The organism is Mediannikoviicoccus vaginalis (genome assembly GCF_928097925.1).
In the GTDB taxonomy this organism is placed as follows: Bacteria; Bacillota; Clostridia; order Tissierellales; family Peptoniphilaceae; genus Mediannikoviicoccus; species Mediannikoviicoccus vaginalis.
Genome location: NZ_CAKMRI010000001.1, coordinates 689,070 through 712,586, shown reverse-complemented (window position 1 = coordinate 712,586; position 23,517 = coordinate 689,070). Strand labels below are relative to the sequence as shown.

Sequence of the window (23,517 nt, the reverse complement as noted above, 5' to 3'; positions counted from 1 at the left end):
TATATGAAGACAATTGCCATTTTAACCAGCGGAGGAGACGCTCCAGGAATGAATGCTGCCATTAGAGCTGTAGCAAGAACAGCCATATTTAATGGACTTAGAGTAATGGGAATTAGATTTGGATATGATGGACTGATTAACGGCGATATATATGAAATGAATGTGTCATCCGTTGCAGACATAATACAAAGGGGCGGAACGATACTAGGTTCTGCTAGATCAGAAGATTTTCAAACGGAAAAGGGACAGAAGCAGGCCTTTCAAATATTAAAGGATTTTGGAATTGATGGCCTAGTGGTGTTAGGAGGAGACGGATCCTTTAAAGGAGCCAAGGTTTTACATGATATGGGAGTTAAGGTTATAGGAATACCATGCACCATTGACAACGACATGGGCTACACTGACTCCACCATCGGTTTTTACACTGCTGTAAATACAGTTACAGAAGCTGTAAGTAAACTTAGAGATACTTCATCATCCCACGGTAGAGCGAATATTGTGGAAGTAATGGGAAGACGATGTGGCGACCTGGCACTATATGCAGGAGTTTCGTCAGGAGCTGAAAGTATAGTTATACCTGAAAAGCCCCTTGATTTAGAATCGATTATGAATAAGATAAAAAGAGGTAGAAAAAGAGGTAAGCTACATCATATTATAGTTATGGCTGAGGGAGTAGGAAGGCCATATGTGTTAAAGGAAAAAATTGAAGAGATAACACAGGTGGATACGAAGGTAACTATACTTGGCCATGTTCAAAGGGGAGGTTCCCCAAGCCCTCACGACAGACTACTTGGAAGTGAAATGGGAAATCGTGCAGTAAAACTTTTAATTGACGGTCAATCGGGCTTGGCAATGGCTTATAAAGCAGGAAAGATTATTGATGTTTCACTTGATGATGCAATTGAAACACCTCATATCCTAAACGAAGAACTATATGATATGGCACAGGAGATATCCATTTAAAATCAGGAGGATTTTATGAAAAAGACAAAAATAGTATGCACCATAGGCCCCGCATCAGAAAGTTTAGAAATATTAAAAGAACTGATGAGCTTAGGCATGAATGTGTGCAGATTAAATTTTTCCCATGGTAATCATGAGGAACATTTAAAAAGAATAGAAAATATAAAAAAAGCTAGGGAAGAACTTAAACTTCCAGTTGCTATAATGCTTGATACAAAGGGTCCAGAAATAAGACTGGGAGACTTTTCAGTGGAACAGATTCAACTTTCCATTGGTGATACTTTCACATTAACCACAAGGGAAGTTCTTGGAGATCAGAGTCAGATTTCCGTATCATACAAGGACTTGCCAAAAGATGTTCACATAGGTGGACATATTCTAATAGATGACGGTCTTGTAAACTTAAAAATAGTTGACGTTACTGATACGGATATAATAACTGAAGTTTTAAACTATGGTATTTTAAAGAGCAGAAAAGGTGTTAACGTTCCAGGAGCAAAAATTAATCTTCCATCAATTACAGAAAAAGATTACGGAGATTTAGTTTTTGGAATTGAAAATGGAATTGACTTTGTTGCCGCATCCTTTATTAGAAAAGCAGATGATGTAATAAACATTAGAAAAATTCTTGAGGAAAATGGTGGAGGAGATATTCAAATCATCTCCAAGATTGAGTCTCAAGAAGGTGTTGACAACCTAACTGAAATATTAAATGCCTCTGATGGAATTATGGTTGCAAGGGGAGACTTGGGAGTTGAAACAAAGACAGAACTTATGCCACTAGTTCAAAAAGATATAATTAGAAAGGCAAATATGTCTGGAAAACCAGTTATAACAGCAACTCAAATGCTTGACTCCATGATAAGAAATCCAAGACCTACCAGGGCAGAAGTTACAGATGTGGCAAATGCAATTATAGATGGTTCAGATGCCATAATGTTATCTGGAGAGACAGCAGCAGGTTCTTATCCAGTTGAAGCCGTTAGAGTTATGAGTGAAATTGCTATGTCAACAGAAAACTCAAAGGACTTTAAAGACAGTACAAAGGTAAGAACAACTTGGGTTGATGGATACACAACAAGCTCAATTAGCCATGCTACAAGGGATTTAGCTGAACAACTTGGTGCATCGGCCATATTAACGGCGACAACAACTGGTTCCACATCAAGAGCTGTTTCAAGACTAAGACCAAATATGAGAATTATAGCTGCAACCTATGATGAGTCTGTTATGAGAAAGCTTGCACTTTCATGGGGCGTTTACCCTGTTATATCAGAAATGTGCGATAGTACCGACGAAGTTATTGACAAGTCAATTAAGGCGGCCTTAGAAGAAAATCTTGTAAAACAAGGGGACTTAATAGTTATAACTGCAGGAGTGCCGGCGGGTATTGGTGGAACTACTAACTTAATCAAGGTTCACACCATTGGTGAAGTCGTTATTAATGGACAGGGAATTGGAAAACAATCTGTAATAGGCCTTGTTAAAAAGGGCAATACTGAAGAAGAGTTAATAAATAAATTTAAAGATGGAGATATTTTAGTTACAAGTTCTGTAGACAAGGAGCTAGTTCCTTTCTTTGAAAGAGCTGGAGCAGTCGTTATTGAAGAGGGTGGACTTACATCCCATGGTGCAATTCTTGCACTTCACTTTAAAAAGCCAACTGTAATTGGAGCAAAGGATGCAATGTCAATTTTAAATGATGAGATGATTATAACTGTAGACTCTTCATCAGGAGCAGTTTACAAGGGATCAGCAAGAGTTTTATAGGAGGACAAATGAAGATAGCAATGGGAAGCGACCACGGTGGCGCAGAATTAAGAATAGAATTAATAGATTACATTAAAGAAATGGGCCATGAAGTTACAGACTTTGGTGTAAAGATTGGCGAGAAGGCAGACTACCCAAATATTGGCATTAAAGTTGCAGAAGAAGTGGCTAAGGGCAACTTTGACTGCGGAATAATACTTTGTGGCACTGGAATAGGAATTTCCATAGCTGCAAACAAGGTTAAGGGAATAAGATGTGCAGTAACAAATGAAGTGTTCTCTGCAAAGATGGCAAAAGTTCACAACAATGCCAATATAATTTCCATCGGTGGAAGAGTTGTAGGTTCAGAAGTTGCTAAGATGATAGTTTCTGAATACCTTAACGCTGAGTACGAAGGTGGAAGACATGCAAACAGATTAAAGATTATCTCTGACTATGAAGGATGTTAATAGAAGTATGATTAAAGGAATTATTTTCGATATGGACGGAGTGCTTATAAATAGTGAAATATACTATTATAATGCACTTATCCGCCTTATTGAATCCGACGGTAAAAAAGTAGATAGAGAAGACTTTAAAAAAATTGTAGGCCTTTCAGGAAAGGACTCAAGGGATGTAATTGCCTTTTATTACGAAGATGACTTTGACCATGGTGACTTTATGCATCGTTTTAGAAGTGGATATATGGGTGAAAACATTGACTATAAGACCATACTCTTTCCATATGTGCATGAAGCCCTTTCACAGTTAAAGAGTAAGGGATTAAAACTTGCCCTTGCATCATCTTCATCCATGAGGACAATTACCCAGGCCGTAGAGCAGACTGGCATAAAAGATTATTTTGACTTTATAATCGGCGGCGACTTGGTTGAAAACCCAAAGCCAGACAATGAAATATATTTAAAGGCGGTGTCTGGCATTGGACTTAAAAACGAGAACTGCATTGCCGTTGAAGATTCATTTGCTGGAATAAAGGCTGCTAAGAACGCCGGACTATATACCATTGCAAAAAAAGATTTCGACTTTTCCATAAATCAATCTGCCGCAGATATTATTTTAGAAGATATGAACCTTTTAAATACCATTATTGAAATCCTTTTGAATAATGACACTGGTTTAGAGTACGCTTCTTTAGATTATGGAAGTAAATTATATTTAAAGGCCCACATACTTGAAAAGGAAATTAAAAAATCAAATCTTTCTGAGAAAGATTTATTTAGGCTCGCATTAAAAGACGACTCAAGACTTGTGGGATATTTGGAAAGGGATTTAAAATCCAAAGAAAAAAATGGTAAAGTTTTTATAAATCCACTTTATGAAGACACAAAAGCCCAAGGTGAACTTGAAAAAAGTTTAAAAATAATAAATGATTTCTATTTAGTGTAGAAAAACCACAAAAGTTTGATATACTTAAATGAGAGGTAGTTATGCGTATAGATAAATTTTTAAAGAATTCAAGAATTATAAAAAGAAGAACCGTTGCAAAAGAAGCCTGTGATGGAAAGAGAGTCAAAATTAACGACAAGGTTTGCAAAGCAGGGGACGAAGTTTCCGTTGGAGACATTATAGAAGTTGGTTTTGGAACGGGAACTATAAAGGTGAAAGTTTTAAAACTTTTAGAAAATCCTAAAAAGGCAGATGCTTCTGAAATGGTGGAAAGGATCGAATGATGAAAAGAAAGAGGAGTTCAAAAAGAAGAAAGAGCAATTTGATTTTTATTCTTTTTATATTAACTTTTACCTATTTTCCATATGCACTGGCAAAGCAAGGCATAAAGATATCTGAATATGAAAAACAGCTTAACTCTTACACAGAGAAGAAGCAAGAACTGATTGAAGATATATCACAATTAAAAAAAGATTATAAAAATAGAGAAACTTTAGAGTTCGCGGAGAAGGTTGCTAGAGAAAAACTTGGCATGATTAAACCTAAAGAATATCTTGTTAAAGAAAAGTAAAAATATATTGACAATTTCTTTAGATTACGTATAATTTTAAGTATAATATTTTAGGAGGATTTGTTAGTAAATGTCTATTTCTGTTGGACAGATATTGGAAGGAAAAGTAACTGGAATTACTAAGTTTGGTGCATTCGTTTCTTTTCCTGAGGGTGAAAATGGTCTAGTACATATATCTGAGATATCAAATGATTATGTAGAAAAAGTTGAAGACTTTTTAAAAGTGAACGATGAAGTTAAAGTAAAAGTGCTTTCGGTTAAAGATGGAAAGGTGAGCCTATCCATTAAGCAAGCTGAGAAGAAAGTTAACGCTCCAAAGGAAATTGAATGGAATGTTGACGAAGCCACAAAAGATTTATCCTTTGAAGATAAGCTTAATAAGTTTTTAAAGGAATCAAATGAAAAATATGTTGAAATGAGAACCCGTGATAATAAAAGAAAAATGGGCAATCGAAAAACAAAGAACTATTAAAACCGGGAGCACCGGTTTTATTTTTTTAAGGCCATGATTGATAAAATAAAAAAATACATTAAAGAAAACAACTTAATAAAAGATGAAGAAAATATTGTAATCGGATTTTCCGGCGGACCAGACTCAGTAATGCTACTATATGCACTGAATGAACTGAAAAAAGAGTTTGGATATAACCTTATTACTGTTCATATTAACCATCAGTTAAGGGCGGAAGATGCGGTCAAGGACGAGCAATTTTCTAAAGATTTTTCCAATTCCCTTGGGGTGAAATGTATCTCTTTTCACATGGATGTAAATGGATATGCGAAAGAGCATAAAATATCTGTGGAAGATGCAGGAAGGCGTATAAGGTATGAAAAGTTCAATGAAGTTTTAATGAGTGAGTTTCAAAGTGGGGTCATTGCTGTTGGCCATCATAAAAACGACGATGCGGAGACCATACTACTAAACTTGATTAGAGGTGCAGGAGGCGCAGGACTTTCAGGCATAAGTGATAAAAACAATAATATTGTAAGGCCCTTAATCAACATAACGAAAACTGAGATAATAAACTTTTTAAATGAAAACAATATCCCCTTTGTAGAGGACAAGACCAATTTTGAAAATGATTACTTGAGAAATAAAATTAGAAATGTGCTTATTCCATATGTTGAAAGTGAAATAAATGAAAATTTTATAGACTCCCTAGTTAGATCTTCCAAAATCCTTGAGTCAAATGAAGAATTTTTAGAAGATTATGCAGACGGTCTAAACCTAATAGGCCCTGAGCGAGATTATTATAAATTAAATTGTAAAGATTTCAAAAAGCATCATGTTGCCATTCAAAGAAAGTTAATATTAAAGGCCTATGAAGCTATAAATGGTGATAGAAAAGATATTTCCTTTAACAATGTGGAGTCCATAAGAAAGATTATTTTAAAGGGCAGCGGTGAGTTTTATATTAATAATTTTATGTTCTACATGGCATATGGACATCTATATTTAACAAATCTTGATGATAATATAAATATATTAGATTTTATAATCAAGGAAAAGGGTAAATATAATTTTGGAAACTTTTTAATTGAAGTTTCAGTTGTGGAAAATAATAATATAAAGCTAAAGAAGAATGAATTTATTTTTCCGGCAGAGCTTCTTGAAGAAGGCATAGTCGTAAGGGCTAGAAGAGATGGAGATAAGATTAGATTAAAAAACTTTACTAAGAAAGTTAAAGACATTTTGATAGACTTAAAAGTTCCTAAACATCTTCGAGGGAAAATGCCTATTTTACAGTATAAAGATGATATAATATTGATTGCAGGTTTAAAAAGAACTCATAATTACAAAGTTTGTTCAAATGACGACTATGTTATAAAAATTAGATTGGAGGAGAAAAATGTTAAATAAAAATATGGACTACATCAAAGATATTTTAATTTCAGAAGAAGAATTAAATAAAAGACTTGATGAAATGGCAAAGGAAATATCTGAAAAATATAAGAACAGCAAGAGAGAGCTTCTTGTAGTTGGGATATTAAGGGGAGCTGTAATTTTTATGTCAAATCTTATTATAAGACTTGACTTAGAAGTTAAAATGGATTTCATGGCAGTGTCAAGTTATGGAGCTAGCTCAAAGTCTTCAGGAGTTGTAAGAATATTAAAGGACTTAGAAGAAGATATTGAGGGGAAAGATGTACTTATTGTTGAAGATATTATTGACTCTGGAAACACTTTAAACTACTTAACAAAAAATCTTAGGGACAGGGGAGCTTCTTCAGTTGCAGTTGCCACATTATTAGACAAACCTGAAAGAAGGACTGTAGATGTGGATGTTGACTTTGTAGGTTTTAAAATTCCAGACGAATTTATCGTTGGATATGGACTGGACTATAGTCAACAACATAGAAATTTACCTTTTATAGCTTCACTAAAGGAAGAATACTACAGCTAAGGAGGACAAATTGAGAAAAAAAGCAGGAAATATATTTTATTATATAGGGCCTCTACTATTTTTCTTGGTACTGGTTTCTGTATTTTCCAGGGGCTTTAATAACTCCAAGGAAATATCTGTAAACAAACTGATTAACTATATAGAGGACAATGATGTAAAGACCGTCACTAGACAGGGAAATAATGTAATCATAACTACAAAGAAGGGCGAAGAGACATTTAGTGCCTATTTACCTGACGACATGTCAGAAAATTTCTATAATGACTATATCAAAGAAAAAGTTGAGTCGGGGAACATCGAACTAAAGGCAAGGCCGCTGCAAGATAATAGCAAAATTTGGAATACTTTAATAAATGTTTTATTTTTTGCCTTTACCGTATTTGTGGTTTGGTATCTATTTATTGGCCAAATGCAAAAGGGTGGAGGAAGTAATGCTGCAAACTTTGGTAAGAGCAGGGCAAAGCTATACAAAGAAAATACTAATGTGGACTTTGATGATGTTGCAGGACTAAAAGAGGAGAAGGAAGAGCTTCAAGAGATAGTTGACTTCTTGAAAAATCCAAAGAAATATATTGAGATTGGAGCGAGAATTCCAAAAGGCGTTCTACTAGTTGGACCTCCAGGAACGGGAAAAACTTATTTATCAAAGGCCGTTGCAGGAGAAGCTGGTGTTCCATTTTTTAGTATTTCAGGCTCGGACTTTGTTGAAATGTACGTTGGTGTTGGTGCGTCACGTGTTAGAGATTTATTTAAAGATGCCAAAAAGAACTCACCATGTATTATATTCATAGATGAAATTGACGCAGTAGGACGTAAGAGAGGTGCAGGCCTTGGAGGAGGCCATGATGAAAGGGAACAAACCTTAAACCAGTTGCTAGTTGAGATGGACGGCTTTGGTAAAAACGAAGGTATAATCGTTATGGCTGCCACAAATAGACCAGATATTTTGGACCCGGCAATTCTTAGACCAGGTAGATTTGACCGTAGAGTTTATATTGGCATACCTGATGTAAGAGAGAGGGAAGCAATATTAAATGTGCATACGAAGAATAAAAAGCTTGCCCCAGACGTGGACCTAAGCGCCATTGCCAAGTCAACAACAGGATTTACTCCGGCGGACTTAGAGAACCTGACAAATGAAGCGGCACTTCTTGCAGCTAGGGAAGATAAGAAACTTATCACTCCCGATATATTTGACGAAGCTACAATAAAAGTTGTGGCAGGACCTGAAAAGAAATCTGCAGTTGTTATTGAAAAGGAAAGAGTGCTTACAGCTTACCACGAAGCGGGCCATGCAATTGTGTCAAGACTTCTTCCAGATACGGACCCTGTTCACATGATAACCATAGTTCCAAGGGGACGTGCAGGAGGCTTTACTTCATTCGTGCCAGAAGAGGACAGATCCTATGTGACTAAAAACGAGATGAAGCACGAAATCATAACTCTACTTGGTGGTAGATGTGCAGAGCATTTGATTTTAAATGACATTTCCACTGGAGCATCTAACGATATTGAAAGAGCTACAAAGATTGCAAGGGCAATGATAACCCAATATGGTATGAGCGAAAAGCTTGGACCGATTATGTACGACTTTGAATCAGACGAAGTATTTGTTGGTAAAGAACTTGGAAAAGCAAAACATTATTCCGATAGAGTTGCATATGAAATAGATGAAGAGATGAGGAAAGTAATAAACGATGCCTTTGATAAGGCACTTAAACTCCTTGAAGAAAACATCAACCTACTTCATAAACTTGCAAAAGTTCTTCTAGAAAAAGAAACCATTAAAGCAGAAGAGTTTGAAGAAATTTTCTATAAGTATAGCAATCAGGAAATCAAGGAAGAACCACCAGAGCTTTTAGAAAAAGTACAGAAAGATGAGAAAAAAATAGAAGATAAAATTTCAGGAGATAGTGAAAATGAAGTATAAAGATTTTTTAAACATTCTCTATATTATTATTTTACTTGTGGTAATTAGACAGGTCTATTTGGGCTACCATGCAAAAAAGGCTGCCACTGGAAAACTAATAGCATACTATACACCACAATCCAAATTTTTAATAGGATTTTTATCAATTATGCTTATGATGTTAGGAGCATACACATTAGTTGCTAAAGACTACTTTGGTGCCGTATATCTACTTTCCGGAATAGGATTTGCATATATCTCATATCAAAAGATTTATTTTTATGAAGATGGAATACTATATAACACTAAGTTTACAACCTGGGATAAAATAAAAAAATGGGGTTACAATGACACAACTAAGAATTTAGAAATTCTTACTAATGCCACAAAGAGCCCAAGACAAATTATTCCAATCTCACCGGATAACAAAGATGAAGTCATGACAATAATAAAGAGAAAAAAGAAAAATAAATAAAAATTACTAATGTTAATAAAACTATGATAAAATTATATTACCCCCTAAGCAATGGCTAGGGGGTAATAATTTGTGAATAATAAATTGAAAGAAGTGATATTATTTTATTAGTTATAGATGTGGGAAACACCCATATGAAGTTTGGTGTGTTTGAAGAAGATAAATTGGTTCATCAATGGGTCATGTCCACAAAGGTTGAAAAAACATCTGACGAACTGGGACTGGAAATAAAATCTTTTTTAATAAGTAGTGGATTTAAAGTTTGTGACATTGAAGATATTGTAATGTCTTCAGTGGTGCCAAATATGCTACGATGTGTGGAGTCCGCATGTAAGAGATATTTAAATAAAAAGCCATACTTAGTTACAATGGCGAAGGATTTAGGAATTGTAAATAGATATGGAAATAAAAAAGAAGTTGGAATGGATAGGCTTGTTACTGCAAGCTGTGCATATCACAAGTATAAAGCACCGACCATAGTGGTTGACCTAGGCACTGCCATAACAGTTGACTATATAAATAAAAATGGCGAGTACATGGGAGGGGCAATTGCTCCAGGTATAGAGCTTTCATCAAACGCGCTATTTACAGGAACGGCAAAACTACCTAAGATAGACTTAACCAAACCTAAAAGTGTAATAGGAAAGACCACAAGAGAGAGTATGCAATCAGGGATTGTATATGGATACATCGGTATGATAGACTTTTTAATAAAAAAGATTTTAGAAGAAGAGGATTTGAAAGTAGAAGAAGTTAGTGTAATAGGAACGGGAGGATTTGCAGGACTTATTTCACAACATAGCAGCTATATTAATAAAATAGACAAAGAGCTTGCAATGGAAGGCCTTAGATTAATATATGAAAGAAATTTTAAGAAATAAAACGGAAATTGGAAAACTAAAACTGGATAACAACCTATTTATGGCTCCAATGGCGGGAATAACCGACAGAGCCTTTAGGAAAATTGTGTCAGAACTTGGTTCGGGACTTAACTTTACAGAGATGGTTTCTGCAAAGGGACTATACTACAAAGATAAAAATACAAAGACGCTTATGGATAGGGGTGATGAAACCACCTTAAGCATACAGATTTTTGGAAGTGACCCAGACATTATGGAATCAGTAGTTAAAAGTTATTTAAATCATGACGACAGATTTCAAGCCATAGACATAAACATGGGATGCCCTGCGCCAAAGATTGTAAAAAATGGAGACGGCTCTGCATTGATGAGGGACTTAGACCTGGCAAAGAGAGTTATCGATAAAGTTGTAACTGCATCCCAAAAGCCAGTTAGCGTAAAATTTAGACTGGGATGGGACGAAGACAACATCAACTACCTTGAGCTTGGAAAAATTTGTGAAGAGCTGGGAGTGTCCTTTGTAACCCTTCACCCAAGAACTAGAAATGCATTTTACTCTGGAGAAGCGGACTGGAACGCCATAGCAAAACTAAAGAGTCATTTATCAATTCCCGTTATAGGAAATGGAGACGTGAATACGCCAGAGGATATTGAAAATATGTTTGCTCAAACAAATTGTGACGGAATTTTACTTGCAAGAGGAGCGCTAGAAAATCCATATCTATTTAGTAGAATGGAAAAGCCCGACATAGCTACAATGATAGAGCTAATTAAAATGCATTTAAATTTAAAATGCGAATACCTTGGAGAAAGAGTTGCAGTAACACAAATGAGAAAACATATTGCATGGTACTTGAAGGGATTTAGAAACTCCAAGGAATTAAAAAATAAAATAAACACAGTGGACAAAAAAGAATTGGTGGAAGAAATTTTAGATGAGTATTTAACTAGCATCTAATAATAAATCATTACAATTTCGAAATGCAAATAAGTCAAATGATGATTGATTAACTGTTTGACTTATTTTTTATTTTGCATATAATTATTAAATAGACGAGTAGTATTATAACTAGAAGGAGTGAGTGGTTGAATAAGGTACTTGTAGAATTTATTAATACTTGACCAAGTTGTGACTCCATAGGGAGAAACGTCAAGGATGTGGCAAAAGAATTTGGAGATAAGGTTGAAGTTAAACTCTATAGTCAAGGTAAGGACATAGAGGCTTTAAAAAAATACGGAATGATGTTTCAAGGCACCATGATTATTAACGAAAAAAAGAAAGTAACTAGATTAAGTGTAAAGAACATAAGAAAAGAAATTGCTCAGGCAGTTGATAATTTAAATGAATAAAAATAATAATGGTTTTTTAATAAATTTTTTATTAATCGTTGCAATAATCGGTATTGTAGCACTAATAGTGATTTTTCCTGAGAGTGAAGAGACCGCAACCTTAAGGATTGGTGCGGGAGATGATATGGCAGGATCAATTTTAAAAAAGGTTATAAGTCAAAACGAGTTTGATTTTGAAATTGAAACCTACTACTTAAAGGACTGCTGAGCACCAACTGCTCAATGGTCATTGAAATCAAATGTTTATGATGTGGCTATGATTTGTACTGATGCCGCAGATAAATTCATAGAAGCTAGTGATGATTTTGTTTTGCTTGGAACCATAACTGAAAATACAGATGTGTTAATTAAAAAAGATAATAATGTAAAAAAAATCGGACTTACAAGCAATAAGGATTATCTTTCAGATTTTATTAGAGAAAAATATGTTGATGCAGAAATTGAATACATGAGTCCCCACAGCTTTGGTTACGCCTATGAAAGCGACCAAATAGATGGTTATGTTATAGATATAGGGCTTATTAATTCTAATTTAGAAGGTGAAATTGAAAATGTTTCTGACAGCGATTATGGTTCAAATGTAATAATAGCAAATAGAAAAATCCTTAAGGATAAAAAATTCAAAGAGTTTTTAGATTCTTATAACAAAATGGTTTTAGAATACAATAAAAATCCAAATCCAAATTATTTTAAATTTAAATTTGGGAAAGATGAAAGGAGGAATGAAATTTGGAAGGTAAAATTAAGAAAAATAGATTTAAAACAATGATGAAATCTGAAGAGTTCAGTCAAAAAGTCTATAAATATGGTTTTGTTATTATATTACTTATAGCTTGGCAAATTGCCTCAACCAAAGTAGGCATACCACTGTTATTGCCAACACCAAAATCTACATTTACAGAATTTTACGCAAATATTACAAGTAAACAAGTTATGACTAATATAGGAATAACAATGTCAAGAGTAATTAAAGGTTGGCTTATAGCTGTACTTATAGGAGTTCCCATAGGAATGGCAATGGGTCTATCAAAAATATTTGAAGGCATCTTAGGTGGTGTTGTAAACTCCCTAAGGCAAATACCTATGATGGCATGGGTACCACTTTCAATTATTTGGTTAGGAATTGGAGACGGACCAACACTATTTATGATTGCACTTAATGGGGTGTTTCAAGTTATTATGAATACATCTTCAGGAGTTGCATCGATAGATAAGGATTATTATAACGCCGCAAAGAGTATGGGTGCTTCAAAGGGAAGTACTTTTGTGAATGTAGTTGTTCCAGCATCCATGCCTCATATTCTTGTAGGTGCAAGGCTTGCCATCGGCGCAGGCTGGATGTCCGTTATCTGAGCGGAGTTCATCGCGACAAGTGCTGGTATCGGTTATGAGATGTTACAAGCACAGTCAATGATGCAGACCAATAGGTTATTGGCGCTAATGATGTTATCAGCTTTGATTGGATTTATTTTGGATAGGTTTTTACTTTTATTAAATAAAAAACTTACCGCATGGAGGTATATAAGTTGAAACTAGAAGTAAAAAACATATGTAAAGGATTTGAAGAAAAACAAGGCAGAAGGATAGTTTTAGATGATATAAGTTTTAATGTGGAAGAGGGAGAAATAGTAACATTACTAGGTCCTTCAGGTTGTGGGAAAACCACTATGTTAACAACAATCGCAGGATTTAAAAAACAGGACAGTGGCGTTATTCTACTTAATGGAGAACCGGTTACAAAAGCTGGACCAGATAAGGCTTTTATGTTTCAAAACTACGCCCTATATCCTTGGAAGACCGTTGAAAATAATATACTCTTCCCAATGAAACAGGCGAAGATGAGTTTAGAAGAACAGAGAAAAAGACTGGATTACCTACTGGAAATTTCTAGACTTAAAGAGCATAAAAATCTCTACCCTCATCAAATGTCTGGAGGTATGAAACAGAGAACGGCTTTAGTAAGGGCCTTGGCTGTTAAACCTGAAATACTCTTAATGGACGAGCCTCTAGGTGCCCTAGATATTGAAATGAGACAGAGCCTTCAAAATGAGTTACTTGATATATTTAGAAAAGAAAATCTAACGGTAATAATAGTAACCCATGATGTTAGTGAAGCGATTTATCTATCGGACAGAGTAATTTTAATGTCTACAAACTATGGAGAGATTATTCTTAATGAAAAAATAGAGTTAGATAGCCCGAGAAATCCAGAGGATGAAAAATTCAAAGAATATGTAGGGCTTTTATCTAATAAATTTATTGAAGCAGGTAGTAGAAAAAAGAAAGGAGTGGAGGTGAATTTTGAAAATAAATAAATAAATGAAAACATCTATTGGTATAAAAGAAGTTGAATGTAATGAAGAGATTTTAGCACCTGAAGAACGTAAGATAGAATTGATATTTTAAATCTTATGGTGGATGAAGGTGGAGTACTTCCTATTTCAAAATGTTCAAAGTTTAAAACGCTGGACAGTTTGATAAAAAAAGGAAGCTTATACTAGATGAGGAAGGCAAAGAGATACAATTTGCATATCCTGTCTCAGGGCTTCCAACATCTCATCACATTACACTTAGCGATGGAAGAGAGTATTACTCAATGTGTGCCATAGACTCCCTTGGATCCTACTTTACATTTTGGCAGGACTTGGAAATTGATTCCGTATGTTCAACCAGTGGAGAACCAATTAAAGTAGTGGTAAAGAATGGGAGATTGTTTATAAAAGTAGTCCAGGTATTCATTGTATCCATGTGGATTTAAACGAGTTTGAAGATTGGTCAGCATGTTGCTGAAACGTAATGAACTTTTTTCTGGATGAAAAAAAGATGAAGGATTACTTTGTAGACAATGAATTAGACTATGAAACAACCTATGGATTAAGCTTAGATAAAGCTTTTGAAGTAGGCAAAAAAATATTTTATAGTGAGGTATTGAAATGAGAGTAGCTTATGTTGTTAGTTCAAGCAATTCCAGAAAGATTTTAAGGGATATGATTATTCCTCAAATGGAAGCTGGAGAACATGTTGCAGAAGTCGTTGGAATGTTTTTTGTTTTTGACAATACATTCACGTTGTTAGACAACACCGACTTAGGAGGAAGAATTCAAAAGTTAATTGATGAAAAGAACATGGTAGTATTAGCATGCGATCAATGTGTCTATGAAAGAGAAATTGAAGACAAGCTAATCAAAGGAGCACATATAGGTTGCTTCCCTATGTTATATGGACTTTTGAAAGACGCAAATTTAGATCAAGTTATAACTATTTAAGAGCTTGACAGAATTAAAACCGGTGGTACGGTTTTTAATTCTAGACAACATTAAAGTTAGCTTCAGAGTTTTAAGAGATAGATGTTTGATTATATTTTAGCTTTAGAGTTTGGAGAGATAGATGTTTGATTATATTAAAGAGATAATTTTAAGATCTGTAGAGTTACTTAACGGAGCCTCAACATGGCTTGTAATTAGCTTACTCATAGCAGGTCTAATGAGAAATATAATTTCACCAGTAAGACTACAAAAGTCACTGGGAAATACAAAGATATCCTCAATATTTAAAATAACAGGATATTCAATGCTACTACCAGTATGTAGCTGTGGCTCTGTTCCCATAGGAATAAGTCTTTACTATTCGGGGGCATATGCTGGACCAACTTTAGCATTTCTAGCTTCGTCACCGGTATTAAACCCTGCGGCGTTAATACTTAGTTTTGGACTACTTGGAAAGCAAATAGCATTAATTAATATATTTGCAGGGATTACATTACCAATAATAATCGGAATTATAGGAAACTTAGTTTCTGGCAAAGAGCTTAGAAATGAAATGGTTGCAGAAGAGATAAGCCATATAGATTTAGAAGAAGAAAAGAAAAAAAGCATTAAGACAAAAATATCAGAAGGAATGGAATGGGTTAGAAACGACTTTGCCATTACACTTAGTAAGTATGTTGTATATGGAATGTTGTTTGGAGGTTTTGTATTAACAATTTTCCCAGAGTCATTTATTCAAAAATACCTTGGAGACCCAGGGCTATTATCACTTTGGAATGTTGCAGTACTTGCGGCATTAATGTATGTATGTGCAGTTGGTCATATACCATTAATTGCAGCGCTAATTGCATCGGGAGCATCTCCTGGAGCTGCAATAACATTTCTAATGGCAGGGGCGGCAACAAATATTCCTGAAATAATAAGTATTGGTAAAATGATTGGAAAGAGAACTGCAACGATTTATACTGTTGTTATTTCTGCATACGCTATGTTTATAGGATTTATGACAAATAAATTATTAATGCCAGGATTTCAAAGGCAAATGGAATATGATGAAGTTACAAATGCAATAAGCTATGCTAACAAGATGATGTTATCATTCCCAGAGTGGGTTAAGTATGTTTGCTCAGCCATTGTCTTTTATTTTTTTCTAAAATCGGCATTCTTTAAATTAAGAAATTATTATTATTCTAAAAAGGACAATTAATATGAAGGCAGAAAAAAATAAAAGTATAATTTTAAGGAAAGTCTTAATCATAATTATTGCTTTGCTTTTAGGTTATTTTGGATACAGGAACAATATAAAATATAAAAAGGTCGACTTTGGAGTTGAAAAAGATCATTACTTGTTGCAGGCATTTTATGATGAATTTCCAGGAAAAGAGGTTTTGAAGTGCAAGCTTGGAGATGTATCAGGTAACGGCAAAGATGACCTAATTATTATTTTTAGAAAGACTAAAGAGGCAAATCATTTAGTAGTAGCTATAGACTCAGGAAAAGAAATCTATTTTTCAGAGGAAAGTAGAGCGCCATATGAAAATCAAAAAATTGAATTAAAAGACATAGATAATAGTCCGCCAAATGAATTTGTTGTAAGTGGTTCAAAAAGGGGACAATATGGTTATGGTATCTTTAGAATTGAAGACAAACATCTTCACAATTTGTTTTCAGAGGGCATGGGCGTTTGCTGATAGGATTTTTTTACTTGGGTCAAGTAAGGAGAGATTATGAAAGTTAAAGAGGTATGCGAATTAACAGAACTTAGTGACTCTGCAATAAGATATTATGAAAAACAGGGGTTACTAATGGATGTGAAAAGATTAGAAAATGGCTATAGAGATTATGATGAGTCCCATGTGGAAAATTTAAACTTTATAAAAAAGGCAAGGAACTTGGGGTTTAGTCTGGAAGAAATCAAGGATATTATTATGCTTAAGAGAAGTGGGAATTCAACTTGTAGCTATGTAACTAGCCATATGAGAAAAAAGATTGAAGACATTGACAAGGAAATTAACAGATTGAAACAAGAAAAAGAACTTTTAATAGAACATCTTCTAGAAGGGGATACTGTAAGTTGTTGTAAAGGACATTTTTGTCATTATATTGAAGGTTTAGATGAATAACTCTTGACCTTTAAGTTAAGTTTAAGGTTTAAAATAAACATATAGATATATCAAATAAAAGGAGAGTTGAAAATGAAAAGAAAGATTTTATCTATTTTACTTATTTCATCAATGCTTTTTTCACTTGCAGCATGTAAAGACAATTCAGCTGGAAATGTTGAACAAGTAGCATATGATGCAAAGGCTGAAGCGGCAAAGTATGACTTGCCAGAAATCCCTGAAGCCGATAAGAATTTAAAAATTCAAATGGGATATAATGACTGTGACCATATGGTAGGAGCTATTATAGGGGAAGAAGCAGGAATTTATGAAGCTTTAGGATTAAATGTAACAGTTACAAAGACAAATAACACAAACATAGCACAGGCCATGACAACAGGTGAAATGCATGTTGGATACATGGGCATTGAAGGTGCACTAAATGCAAGATCCGAAGGAGCTCCAATAATAATGGCTGCAGCAAATCACCTTGGAGGATCAAGATACTTAGTTGTTGCAAATGATATTAAGGATCCTAAGGATTTAGTAGGCAAGAAGCTTGCGATTACTGCAGACCCTGAAAACAATCCTGAATGGATTAAATGGGCAGCAAAACTTGGCTTACCAACTGACAAAGATCAATTTGAAATCATAAAGATGGCACAAAAAGACGCCCCAATGGCGCTTAAGTCTGGACAAATTTCAGCTTTCTCATGTTGTGACCCATTTGCATCACAATGTGAATACCAAGGACTTGGAAAAGTTGTTGCTGTAGGTTGGGGCGGACTTATTGACGAAACTAAAGGAGATAATGACCATGAACATGGTTGGGGAATGTGCTGTATATATGCAATGAATGAAAACTTCAAAAAAGAACATCCAGAAGTTGCACAAAGACTTTTAGTAGCACATGCAATGTCACTTAAATACTTATATGACCATCCATATAACGCAGCTATGATGTTTGCTGATGGATTTGGTACAGCACCTGAAGTTGGTCTAATGACAATCTATATGAAGACCATAGCAGAAGGTAGAACACTTACTTGGGAATTTAATCAAGAAAATATTGATAACTTCGTAAAAGAATACGATGAATACAATATTGATGAAAATTTTAGACCAAGAATTGATAAGCTTGATGAATTTGTAAATCTTAACTTCGTTAAAGAATCAGGAATAGAATCCTTCAGTGATTTTACTAAGGAAGATAAAATTGATGAAAAATTCCCTGTAGGAATTAGCTTTGAAGACTGGTTAAAGAAAGCTAAAGAAATAGATGGAATTGACAATGAAGTTGGAAACGACATTAAAATTCCAGAAGTATATAAAGAACAAAAGTAATAAAAGTCGGAGGAAACTCCGATTTTTTATTTAACAAATATCTAAATATTTGATATCATATTAACATGAACAATAAGGGGGATTAATATGAAAGAAGGTATATGTGGAATATGTCCAGGTCAATGCCATGTGGCTTTGGATATTGAAGATGGAAGAATTAAAAAGATAAAAAAATCTGAAAAGAATTTTGCCAGTGCATTATGTCTAAGAGGTTTTTATTCTGATGATATTTTAAACTCTCCAGACAGGTTAAAAACTCCTTTAATAAGAACTGGAGCAAAGGGAGAGTTTTCTTTTAGAGAAGCTACTTGGGATGAAGCAATCAGTTTAATAGGAGAAAAATATTCTAAAATAGTTGAAGAAAATGGAGCACAAGCCCTGGCGTCCGTTGTAGGTAGAGGTGGATTTGAAAACTCCACATCGGACTTTGTGAATTTAAGTGCTGATTCTGGCAAAGAAATTGGTTTTTTTGCACCGCTGGGTTCTCCTAACAATGGTTCTGTCTCATCACTATGCTATGTATCCTTTGGTGTGTTTGCACCAATGATAAACTTTGGAATGCTTGGAAATAGATTTTCTCCAGATTATGAAAATGCAGAATACATTTTTATTTGGGGAGCTCATCCACCAACTGCATCTCCAGCTTTTGAATACGAAACTATTTTAAAGGCTCAAAAGAATGGAGCAAAGGTAATAGTTATTGATCACTATAAGAGCAGAATGTGTGAAGTTGCTGATAAGTATATCTTAATTAAGTCCGGTATGGATGGTGTGCTTATACATACTATTTTTAATTATTTAAATTCACAAGATGCTTTTGATGAAGACTTTGCAAAAAAATATACCCATGGTTTTGATTCGTATAGAGAATACATTAAAGATTTTGATTTAAAGTCATGTGAAGAGAGAACTGGCGTTAAAGAAGAGGATATAAAGTTCATTGCAGATACAATTGTAAATTACAAGTCTGCACTTAGAATGTATACAGGCCTGGAATATACTAACTCAGGAATGCAAAGTATTAGAGCTCTATACCTACTTTGGTTTATGACTAAAAATGTGGATGTGCCCGGTGGCCTTTTGATTTCCCCAAAGGGCAAACCTGACAGAGTAAAGAGATTTAATAATGAAACCTATTGCAAGAGGATTGGAAGTGACGAGTTTCCACTATTCGATAAGTTTATGAAATCGCCTCAACTTACAAAGCTTCCTCAAGCTGTTTTAGAAGAAAAACCATATGCTGTAAAGGGACTGCTTTCCATAGGATGCGCAGTTACCAGCGTATTCCCACAATCAGAACTTTATGAAGAGATGTTAAAGAAACTAGACTTTTTTGTAACTGTAGATAGATTTATGTCTAAGGACTGTCTATATGCAGATGTAGTCTTACCTGCCACAACATACTACGAAGATAAATCCTATTGTGTATACAAAAACAAGGTGGAAGTTAGAGAGAGATTGGTTGAACCGATTGGACAGGCTAAGCCAAATATTCAAATCATGCACTTAATTGCAGATGCCCTAGGATATGGCCACATGTATCCAAAGGATGAAGATGAACTTCTTGAGTTTGCATTCTATAACGAGCCAGAAACTCTTAAGGCATTAAAGGAAGATGGAGTTTATGTTTATAAGAATAAAAATGAAAGAGAATACGAAAAATATAAACTAGGCAAGTTAAGAGAGGACGGAAAGGAAGGATTCCCAACTGCAACAGGTAAAGTTGAGTTTGAGTCCACAATTTTAAAAACTTATGGCTACGAACCACTACCAAAATTTGTTGTAGGAGAGGAAACCTTAGAAGGTGAAAGTGGCATAAAAGATGAATTTCCTCTTGTACTAAATACTGGAGCAAGAATTCAAACCACATTTAGAACACAACACTTAAATATAGATGGACTTTTGAAGCATCAAGATAGACCTTATATCTATATGAATGCGGAAGATGCAAAGGACAGGGGAATTGAAGACGGAGATAAGGTTCTTGTTAGTACCAGAAGAGGAGAAATAGAAGTGTTCGCAAGGACCACTAGAGAGATATTAAAGGGTGACACCGAACTTAACTTTGGTGGAGGCAGCCCAATTCAAGGTGAGTTTTGGAGGCGTGCCAACACCAACACATTGACCGACAACTCAAACTATGATGAAGTAACGGGCTTTCCGGTTTTCAAACAACTACTTTGTGAAATCAAAAAGATATAGCCGTAATAAGCTAATATCTTGACTTTAACGCCGAATTTTACTATAATTTGAGTAATGCGGCGAAAGATGTCTTTCGCTTACTATTTTTTTAGGAGTAAGATATGGTAGATAAAGAAATTCTTTTAACAAAAGAAGGTTATAAGAAATTAGAAGATGAAATGGAATTCTTAAAGACCGTAAGAAGAAAAGAAGTTGCTGACAAAATAAAGGTGGCAAGGGGTTTTGGAGACCTTTCAGAAAATGCGGAATATGACGAAGCTAAGAACGAACAAGCTCAAGTTGAAGATAGAATTCTAGTTTTGGAACATATGTTGATAAATGCTAAGGTAATTAGCGATGACGATATAAAAACCGACACAGTTGTTGCTGGTTCAACTATTAAGCTAAAGGACTTAGAAGATGGCGAAATAGAAGAATTTACAATAGTTGGTTCTGCAGAATCAGATCCTTTTAACGGAAAGATTTCCTATGAGTCTCCAGTAGGTAAGGCTTGTATAGGAAGAAAAGAAGGAGAAAAGGTTGTGGTTGAAACTGCAGCGGGAAGTTTCGAATATGAAATAGTAGAGATAAAGAGGTAAAAATGGAAGAACAAAATCTTAATGAGATGCTTCTAATTAGAAGAGAAAAATTAAAGACATTAGTTGAAGAGGGAAGAGACCCTCACAAAATAGAAAATTTTAGAGGCGCAATTCATAGCAAAGATATTATTGACAATTATGATGATTATGAAGAAAAATCTGTAAAGGTTGCTGGCCGTATTATGACAAAAAGAGGTCATGGTAAGGTAAACTTTATGGACCTTCAGGATTCTACGGGAAGAATACAATTATTCAATCGTATGAACGACATTGGAGAAGAAGAATACGAATCCATTAAGGGACTTGATATTGGTGACATTGTAGGAGTTGAAGGAGAAGTTTTCACAACTAAATCTGGAGAGATTAGTATAAGAACTAAAAAACTTACACTACTCACAAAATCACTTCAAATTCTTCCAGAAAAATTCCATGGATTAAAGGATCCCGACTTAAGATATAGACAAAGATATGTGGATTTAATTATGAATCCAGAAATAAAACATGTTTTTGAAAAGAGATCCAAAATAATATCAAGCATAAGAAAGTTCTTAGACAATAGAGACTTCCTTGAAGTTGATACACCTATACTAAACACTATTGCCGGTGGAGCAAACGCCCGTCCGTTTATCACACATCACAATACATTAGACATTGATATGTACTTGAGAATTGCAAACGAACTTTATTTAAAGAGACTTATTGTAGGTGGATTTGATAGAGTTTATGAAATGGGTAGAATGTTTAGAAACGAAGGAATGGATGCAACACATAACCCAGAATACACTGCAATGGAACTATACCAAGCATATGGCGACTATGAAGATATGATGGAAATTACAGAAGAAATGGTTGCCTTTGTTTCAAAAGAAGTTAATGGGACAACTGAAATAGAGTATCAAGGACAAAAAATTGACTTAACACCACCTTGGAAGAGAATTTCAATGGTGGATGCAATAAAAGAATATGCGGGATTAGACTACTCAGAAGTTACAGACGTAGACAAAGCATATGAACTTGCAGCGTCAAAGGACTTAAAACTAGATGAGGGACTTAGCGTTGGGGAAGTTATTTCAGAAGTATTTGAAGAGTTCTGTGAAGAACATCTAATCCAACCGACATTCGTTACAAAACATCCAGTAGAAATCAGTCCACTAGCTAAGAGAGATCCTGAAAATCCAAGATTTACTCAAAGATTTGAAGCCTTTATTAACGCTGCAGAAATCGCAAATGCATTTAGTGAGTTAAACGACGCAATTGATCAAAAAGAAAGATTCCAAAAGCAAGTTGAAGCCAGAGAAAAAGGCGATGACGAAGCTCAAATGATGGACTACGACTTTATCAATGCACTTGAAGTAGGACTTCCACCAACAGGAGGCCTTGGAATAGGAATAGATAGACTTATAATGATTTTAACAAATCAATCATCAATAAGAGACGTGTTACTATTCCCAACAATGAAGCCAATAGGCTTAGAAAAGGCAGAAAATAGGGATTCATCAAAAGAAACTTACGAAACTTACGACAAACTTACGACAGAAGAGATTGACCTTTCAAAAGTGAAAGTTGAACCATTATTTGAAGATATGGTAGACTTTGAAACTTTCTCAAAATCTGATTTTAGAGTTGTAAAAGTCAAAAGCTGCGAAGAAGTTCCTAAGTCAAAAAAACTATTGAAATTTACATTAGATGATGGTTCTGAAAAAGAAAGAGTTATTTTATCTGGTATTAAGGAATATTACAGCGCAGAGAGCTTAATTGGAAAGACATTGCTTGCGATTTGTAATCTTCCTCCACGTAAGATGATGGGAATCGACTCAGAAGGTATGATTATATCTGCAATTTGTGAGTACGACGGAGAAGAAAAACTTAACTTAATAATGTTGGATGATAATATTCCAGCAGGATCAAAATTATATTAAAGGACACGCTAATTATGAAACTGGGGTTTGTTATGAATCCCAGTTTAATTTTTAGGGGTATGTATGAGATGGATAATTAGAATAATTTTATTACCGATAAGATTAGTGTTGAGTTTGCTCATAGCTTTTTTCACTTTTATATTAAGTTTGAGTACTGCGTTGTTAAGCGTAGTTTCTACTTTAATTTTTATAATTGGATTAGCTAGCATATTTCAAGGAGATAAGCAAATTGTAATTGAAGCACTAATATTAGCATTTTTATTTAGTCCATTTGGATTACCTAAATTAGGTATATATGTTATTGGATTATTAGAATTATTAAACTATACAATAAACTCAATTTGAAGAAAAATAAATATTAGACAATCGTAGACGATAGAAGGTAATAATTCTGTCGTCTTTTTTTTATTTCAAAGA

29 protein-coding genes are annotated in these 23,517 nt (G+C 34.5%); all 29 read left to right on the top strand.

What is annotated here, in order from left to right:
* The first annotated feature begins 3 nt into the window (after positions 1 to 3).
* The 29 genes from pfkA (at position 4) to L6651_RS03395 (ending at position 23,445) form a co-directional block, all read left to right on the top strand.
* Positions 4 to 963: a 6-phosphofructokinase gene (gene pfkA, locus L6651_RS03530; protein ID WP_237036643.1), complete on the top strand. Its 960-nt coding sequence runs from the start codon at positions 4 to 6 to the stop codon at positions 961 to 963.
* Between the two features lie 15 nt (positions 964 to 978).
* Positions 979 to 2,733, top strand: a complete 1,755-nt coding sequence (gene pyk, locus L6651_RS03525; protein ID WP_237036642.1) for a pyruvate kinase — start codon at positions 979 to 981, stop codon at positions 2,731 to 2,733.
* A gap of 8 nt (positions 2,734 to 2,741) precedes the next feature.
* On the top strand, positions 2,742 to 3,182 hold the full coding sequence (rpiB, locus tag L6651_RS03520) for a ribose 5-phosphate isomerase B (protein ID WP_237036641.1): 441 nt from the start codon (positions 2,742 to 2,744) through the stop codon (positions 3,180 to 3,182).
* A 7-nt stretch (positions 3,183 to 3,189) separates the two neighbouring features.
* On the top strand, positions 3,190 to 4,119 hold the full coding sequence (locus L6651_RS03515; protein WP_237036640.1) for an HAD family hydrolase: 930 nt from the start codon (positions 3,190 to 3,192) through the stop codon (positions 4,117 to 4,119).
* Between the two features lie 41 nt (positions 4,120 to 4,160).
* Complete coding sequence (locus L6651_RS03510) at positions 4,161 to 4,403, top strand: RNA-binding S4 domain-containing protein (protein WP_237036639.1); 243 nt, start codon at positions 4,161 to 4,163, stop codon at positions 4,401 to 4,403.
* Entirely contained in the window at positions 4,400 to 4,690 is a 291-nt protein-coding gene (locus L6651_RS03505) for an FtsB family cell division protein (RefSeq protein ID WP_237036638.1), read from the top strand. Before L6651_RS03510 ends, L6651_RS03505 begins: the two co-directional genes overlap by 4 nt.
* A 70-nt stretch (positions 4,691 to 4,760) precedes the next feature.
* Positions 4,761 to 5,162 carry a S1 RNA-binding domain-containing protein gene (locus L6651_RS03500; protein ID WP_237036637.1) on the top strand — a complete coding sequence of 134 codons (402 nt, stop codon included), beginning with the start codon at positions 4,761 to 4,763 and terminating at the stop codon, positions 5,160 to 5,162.
* A gap of 33 nt (positions 5,163 to 5,195) precedes the next feature.
* On the top strand, positions 5,196 to 6,551 hold the full coding sequence (tilS, locus tag L6651_RS03495) for a tRNA lysidine(34) synthetase TilS (RefSeq protein WP_237036636.1): 1,356 nt from the start codon (positions 5,196 to 5,198) through the stop codon (positions 6,549 to 6,551).
* On the top strand, positions 6,541 to 7,095 hold the full coding sequence (hpt, locus tag L6651_RS03490; RefSeq protein WP_237036635.1) for a hypoxanthine phosphoribosyltransferase: 555 nt from the start codon (positions 6,541 to 6,543) through the stop codon (positions 7,093 to 7,095). The genes tilS and hpt overlap by 11 nt, the downstream gene beginning before the upstream one ends.
* A gap of 10 nt (positions 7,096 to 7,105) precedes the next feature.
* A complete protein-coding gene (gene ftsH, locus L6651_RS03485) occupies positions 7,106 to 9,025 on the top strand; it encodes an ATP-dependent zinc metalloprotease FtsH (protein WP_255784616.1) in 1,920 nt (639 codons plus the stop codon).
* Positions 9,015 to 9,479 (top strand): DUF5673 domain-containing protein, encoded by a 465-nt coding sequence (locus L6651_RS03480; protein WP_237036634.1) that lies wholly within the window; start codon positions 9,015 to 9,017, stop codon positions 9,477 to 9,479. The genes ftsH and L6651_RS03480 overlap by 11 nt, the downstream gene beginning before the upstream one ends.
* Before the next feature lie 83 nt (positions 9,480 to 9,562).
* Positions 9,563 to 10,360 carry a type III pantothenate kinase gene (locus L6651_RS03475; RefSeq protein ID WP_331473717.1) on the top strand — a complete coding sequence of 266 codons (798 nt, stop codon included), beginning with the start codon at positions 9,563 to 9,565 and terminating at the stop codon, positions 10,358 to 10,360.
* The gene (gene dusB / locus L6651_RS03470) at positions 10,338 to 11,297 is read left to right on the top strand and encodes a tRNA dihydrouridine synthase DusB (protein WP_237036632.1); all 960 of its coding nucleotides are present in this window, start codon (positions 10,338 to 10,340) and stop codon (positions 11,295 to 11,297) included. The genes L6651_RS03475 and dusB overlap by 23 nt, the downstream gene beginning before the upstream one ends.
* Positions 11,298 to 11,425: 128 nt before the next feature.
* Complete coding sequence (saoT, locus tag L6651_RS03465) at positions 11,426 to 11,689, top strand: thioredoxin-like (seleno)protein SaoT (RefSeq protein ID WP_305067680.1); 264 nt, start codon at positions 11,426 to 11,428, stop codon at positions 11,687 to 11,689.
* Positions 11,682 to 11,897: a hypothetical protein gene (locus L6651_RS03460; protein ID WP_237036630.1), complete on the top strand. Its 216-nt coding sequence runs from the start codon at positions 11,682 to 11,684 to the stop codon at positions 11,895 to 11,897. Before saoT ends, L6651_RS03460 begins: the two co-directional genes overlap by 8 nt.
* A 48-nt stretch (positions 11,898 to 11,945) precedes the next feature.
* Positions 11,946 to 12,458: a hypothetical protein gene (locus L6651_RS03455; protein WP_237036629.1), complete on the top strand. Its 513-nt coding sequence runs from the start codon at positions 11,946 to 11,948 to the stop codon at positions 12,456 to 12,458.
* Complete coding sequence (gene saoP / locus L6651_RS03450; RefSeq protein WP_416389100.1) at positions 12,455 to 13,219, top strand: ABC transporter permease subunit SaoP; 765 nt, start codon at positions 12,455 to 12,457, stop codon at positions 13,217 to 13,219. The genes L6651_RS03455 and saoP overlap by 4 nt, the downstream gene beginning before the upstream one ends.
* Positions 13,216 to 14,004 (top strand): ABC transporter ATP-binding protein SaoA, encoded by a 789-nt coding sequence (gene saoA / locus L6651_RS03445; protein ID WP_237036627.1) that lies wholly within the window; start codon positions 13,216 to 13,218, stop codon positions 14,002 to 14,004. The genes saoP and saoA overlap by 4 nt, the downstream gene beginning before the upstream one ends.
* 179 nt (positions 14,005 to 14,183) lie before the next feature.
* On the top strand, positions 14,184 to 14,447 hold the full coding sequence (gene merB / locus L6651_RS09505) for an organomercurial lyase (RefSeq protein ID WP_465221313.1): 264 nt from the start codon (positions 14,184 to 14,186) through the stop codon (positions 14,445 to 14,447).
* A 38-nt stretch (positions 14,448 to 14,485) separates the two neighbouring features.
* Positions 14,486 to 14,626, top strand: coding sequence for a hypothetical protein (locus tag L6651_RS09500; RefSeq protein WP_156331311.1), 141 nt, complete (start codon positions 14,486 to 14,488; stop codon positions 14,624 to 14,626).
* A complete protein-coding gene (saoD, locus tag L6651_RS03435; protein ID WP_237036626.1) occupies positions 14,623 to 14,955 on the top strand; it encodes a DsrE-related protein SaoD in 333 nt (110 codons plus the stop codon). The genes L6651_RS09500 and saoD overlap by 4 nt, the downstream gene beginning before the upstream one ends.
* A 121-nt stretch (positions 14,956 to 15,076) precedes the next feature.
* Entirely contained in the window at positions 15,077 to 16,162 is a 1,086-nt protein-coding gene (gene saoE / locus L6651_RS03430) for an efflux transporter SaoE (protein ID WP_237036625.1), read from the top strand.
* Between the two features lies 1 nt (position 16,163).
* Positions 16,164 to 16,646 (top strand): Cys-Cys-COOH (seleno)protein SaoC, encoded by a 483-nt coding sequence (saoC, locus tag L6651_RS03425; RefSeq protein WP_237036624.1) that lies wholly within the window; start codon positions 16,164 to 16,166, stop codon positions 16,644 to 16,646.
* 36 nt (positions 16,647 to 16,682) lie between these two features.
* Positions 16,683 to 17,078, top strand: coding sequence for a MerR family transcriptional regulator (locus tag L6651_RS03420; RefSeq protein WP_237036623.1), 396 nt, complete (start codon positions 16,683 to 16,685; stop codon positions 17,076 to 17,078).
* Between the two features lie 72 nt (positions 17,079 to 17,150).
* Positions 17,151 to 18,401, top strand: a complete 1,251-nt coding sequence (gene saoX, locus L6651_RS03415; RefSeq protein WP_237036622.1) for an ABC transporter substrate-binding subunit SaoX — start codon at positions 17,151 to 17,153, stop codon at positions 18,399 to 18,401.
* Positions 18,402 to 18,488: 87 nt separating this feature from the next.
* The gene (locus tag L6651_RS03410) at positions 18,489 to 20,603 is read left to right on the top strand and encodes a molybdopterin-containing oxidoreductase family protein (RefSeq protein ID WP_237036621.1); all 2,115 of its coding nucleotides are present in this window, start codon (positions 18,489 to 18,491) and stop codon (positions 20,601 to 20,603) included.
* 101 nt (positions 20,604 to 20,704) lie between these two features.
* The gene (greA, locus tag L6651_RS03405) at positions 20,705 to 21,181 is read left to right on the top strand and encodes a transcription elongation factor GreA (protein WP_237036620.1); all 477 of its coding nucleotides are present in this window, start codon (positions 20,705 to 20,707) and stop codon (positions 21,179 to 21,181) included.
* Between the two features lie 2 nt (positions 21,182 to 21,183).
* Positions 21,184 to 23,100 (top strand): lysine--tRNA ligase, encoded by a 1,917-nt coding sequence (lysS, locus tag L6651_RS03400; protein WP_237036619.1) that lies wholly within the window; start codon positions 21,184 to 21,186, stop codon positions 23,098 to 23,100.
* A gap of 63 nt (positions 23,101 to 23,163) precedes the next feature.
* Positions 23,164 to 23,445, top strand: coding sequence for a CD1845 family protein (locus tag L6651_RS03395; RefSeq protein ID WP_237036618.1), 282 nt, complete (start codon positions 23,164 to 23,166; stop codon positions 23,443 to 23,445).
* Positions 23,446 to 23,517 lie beyond the last annotated feature (72 nt).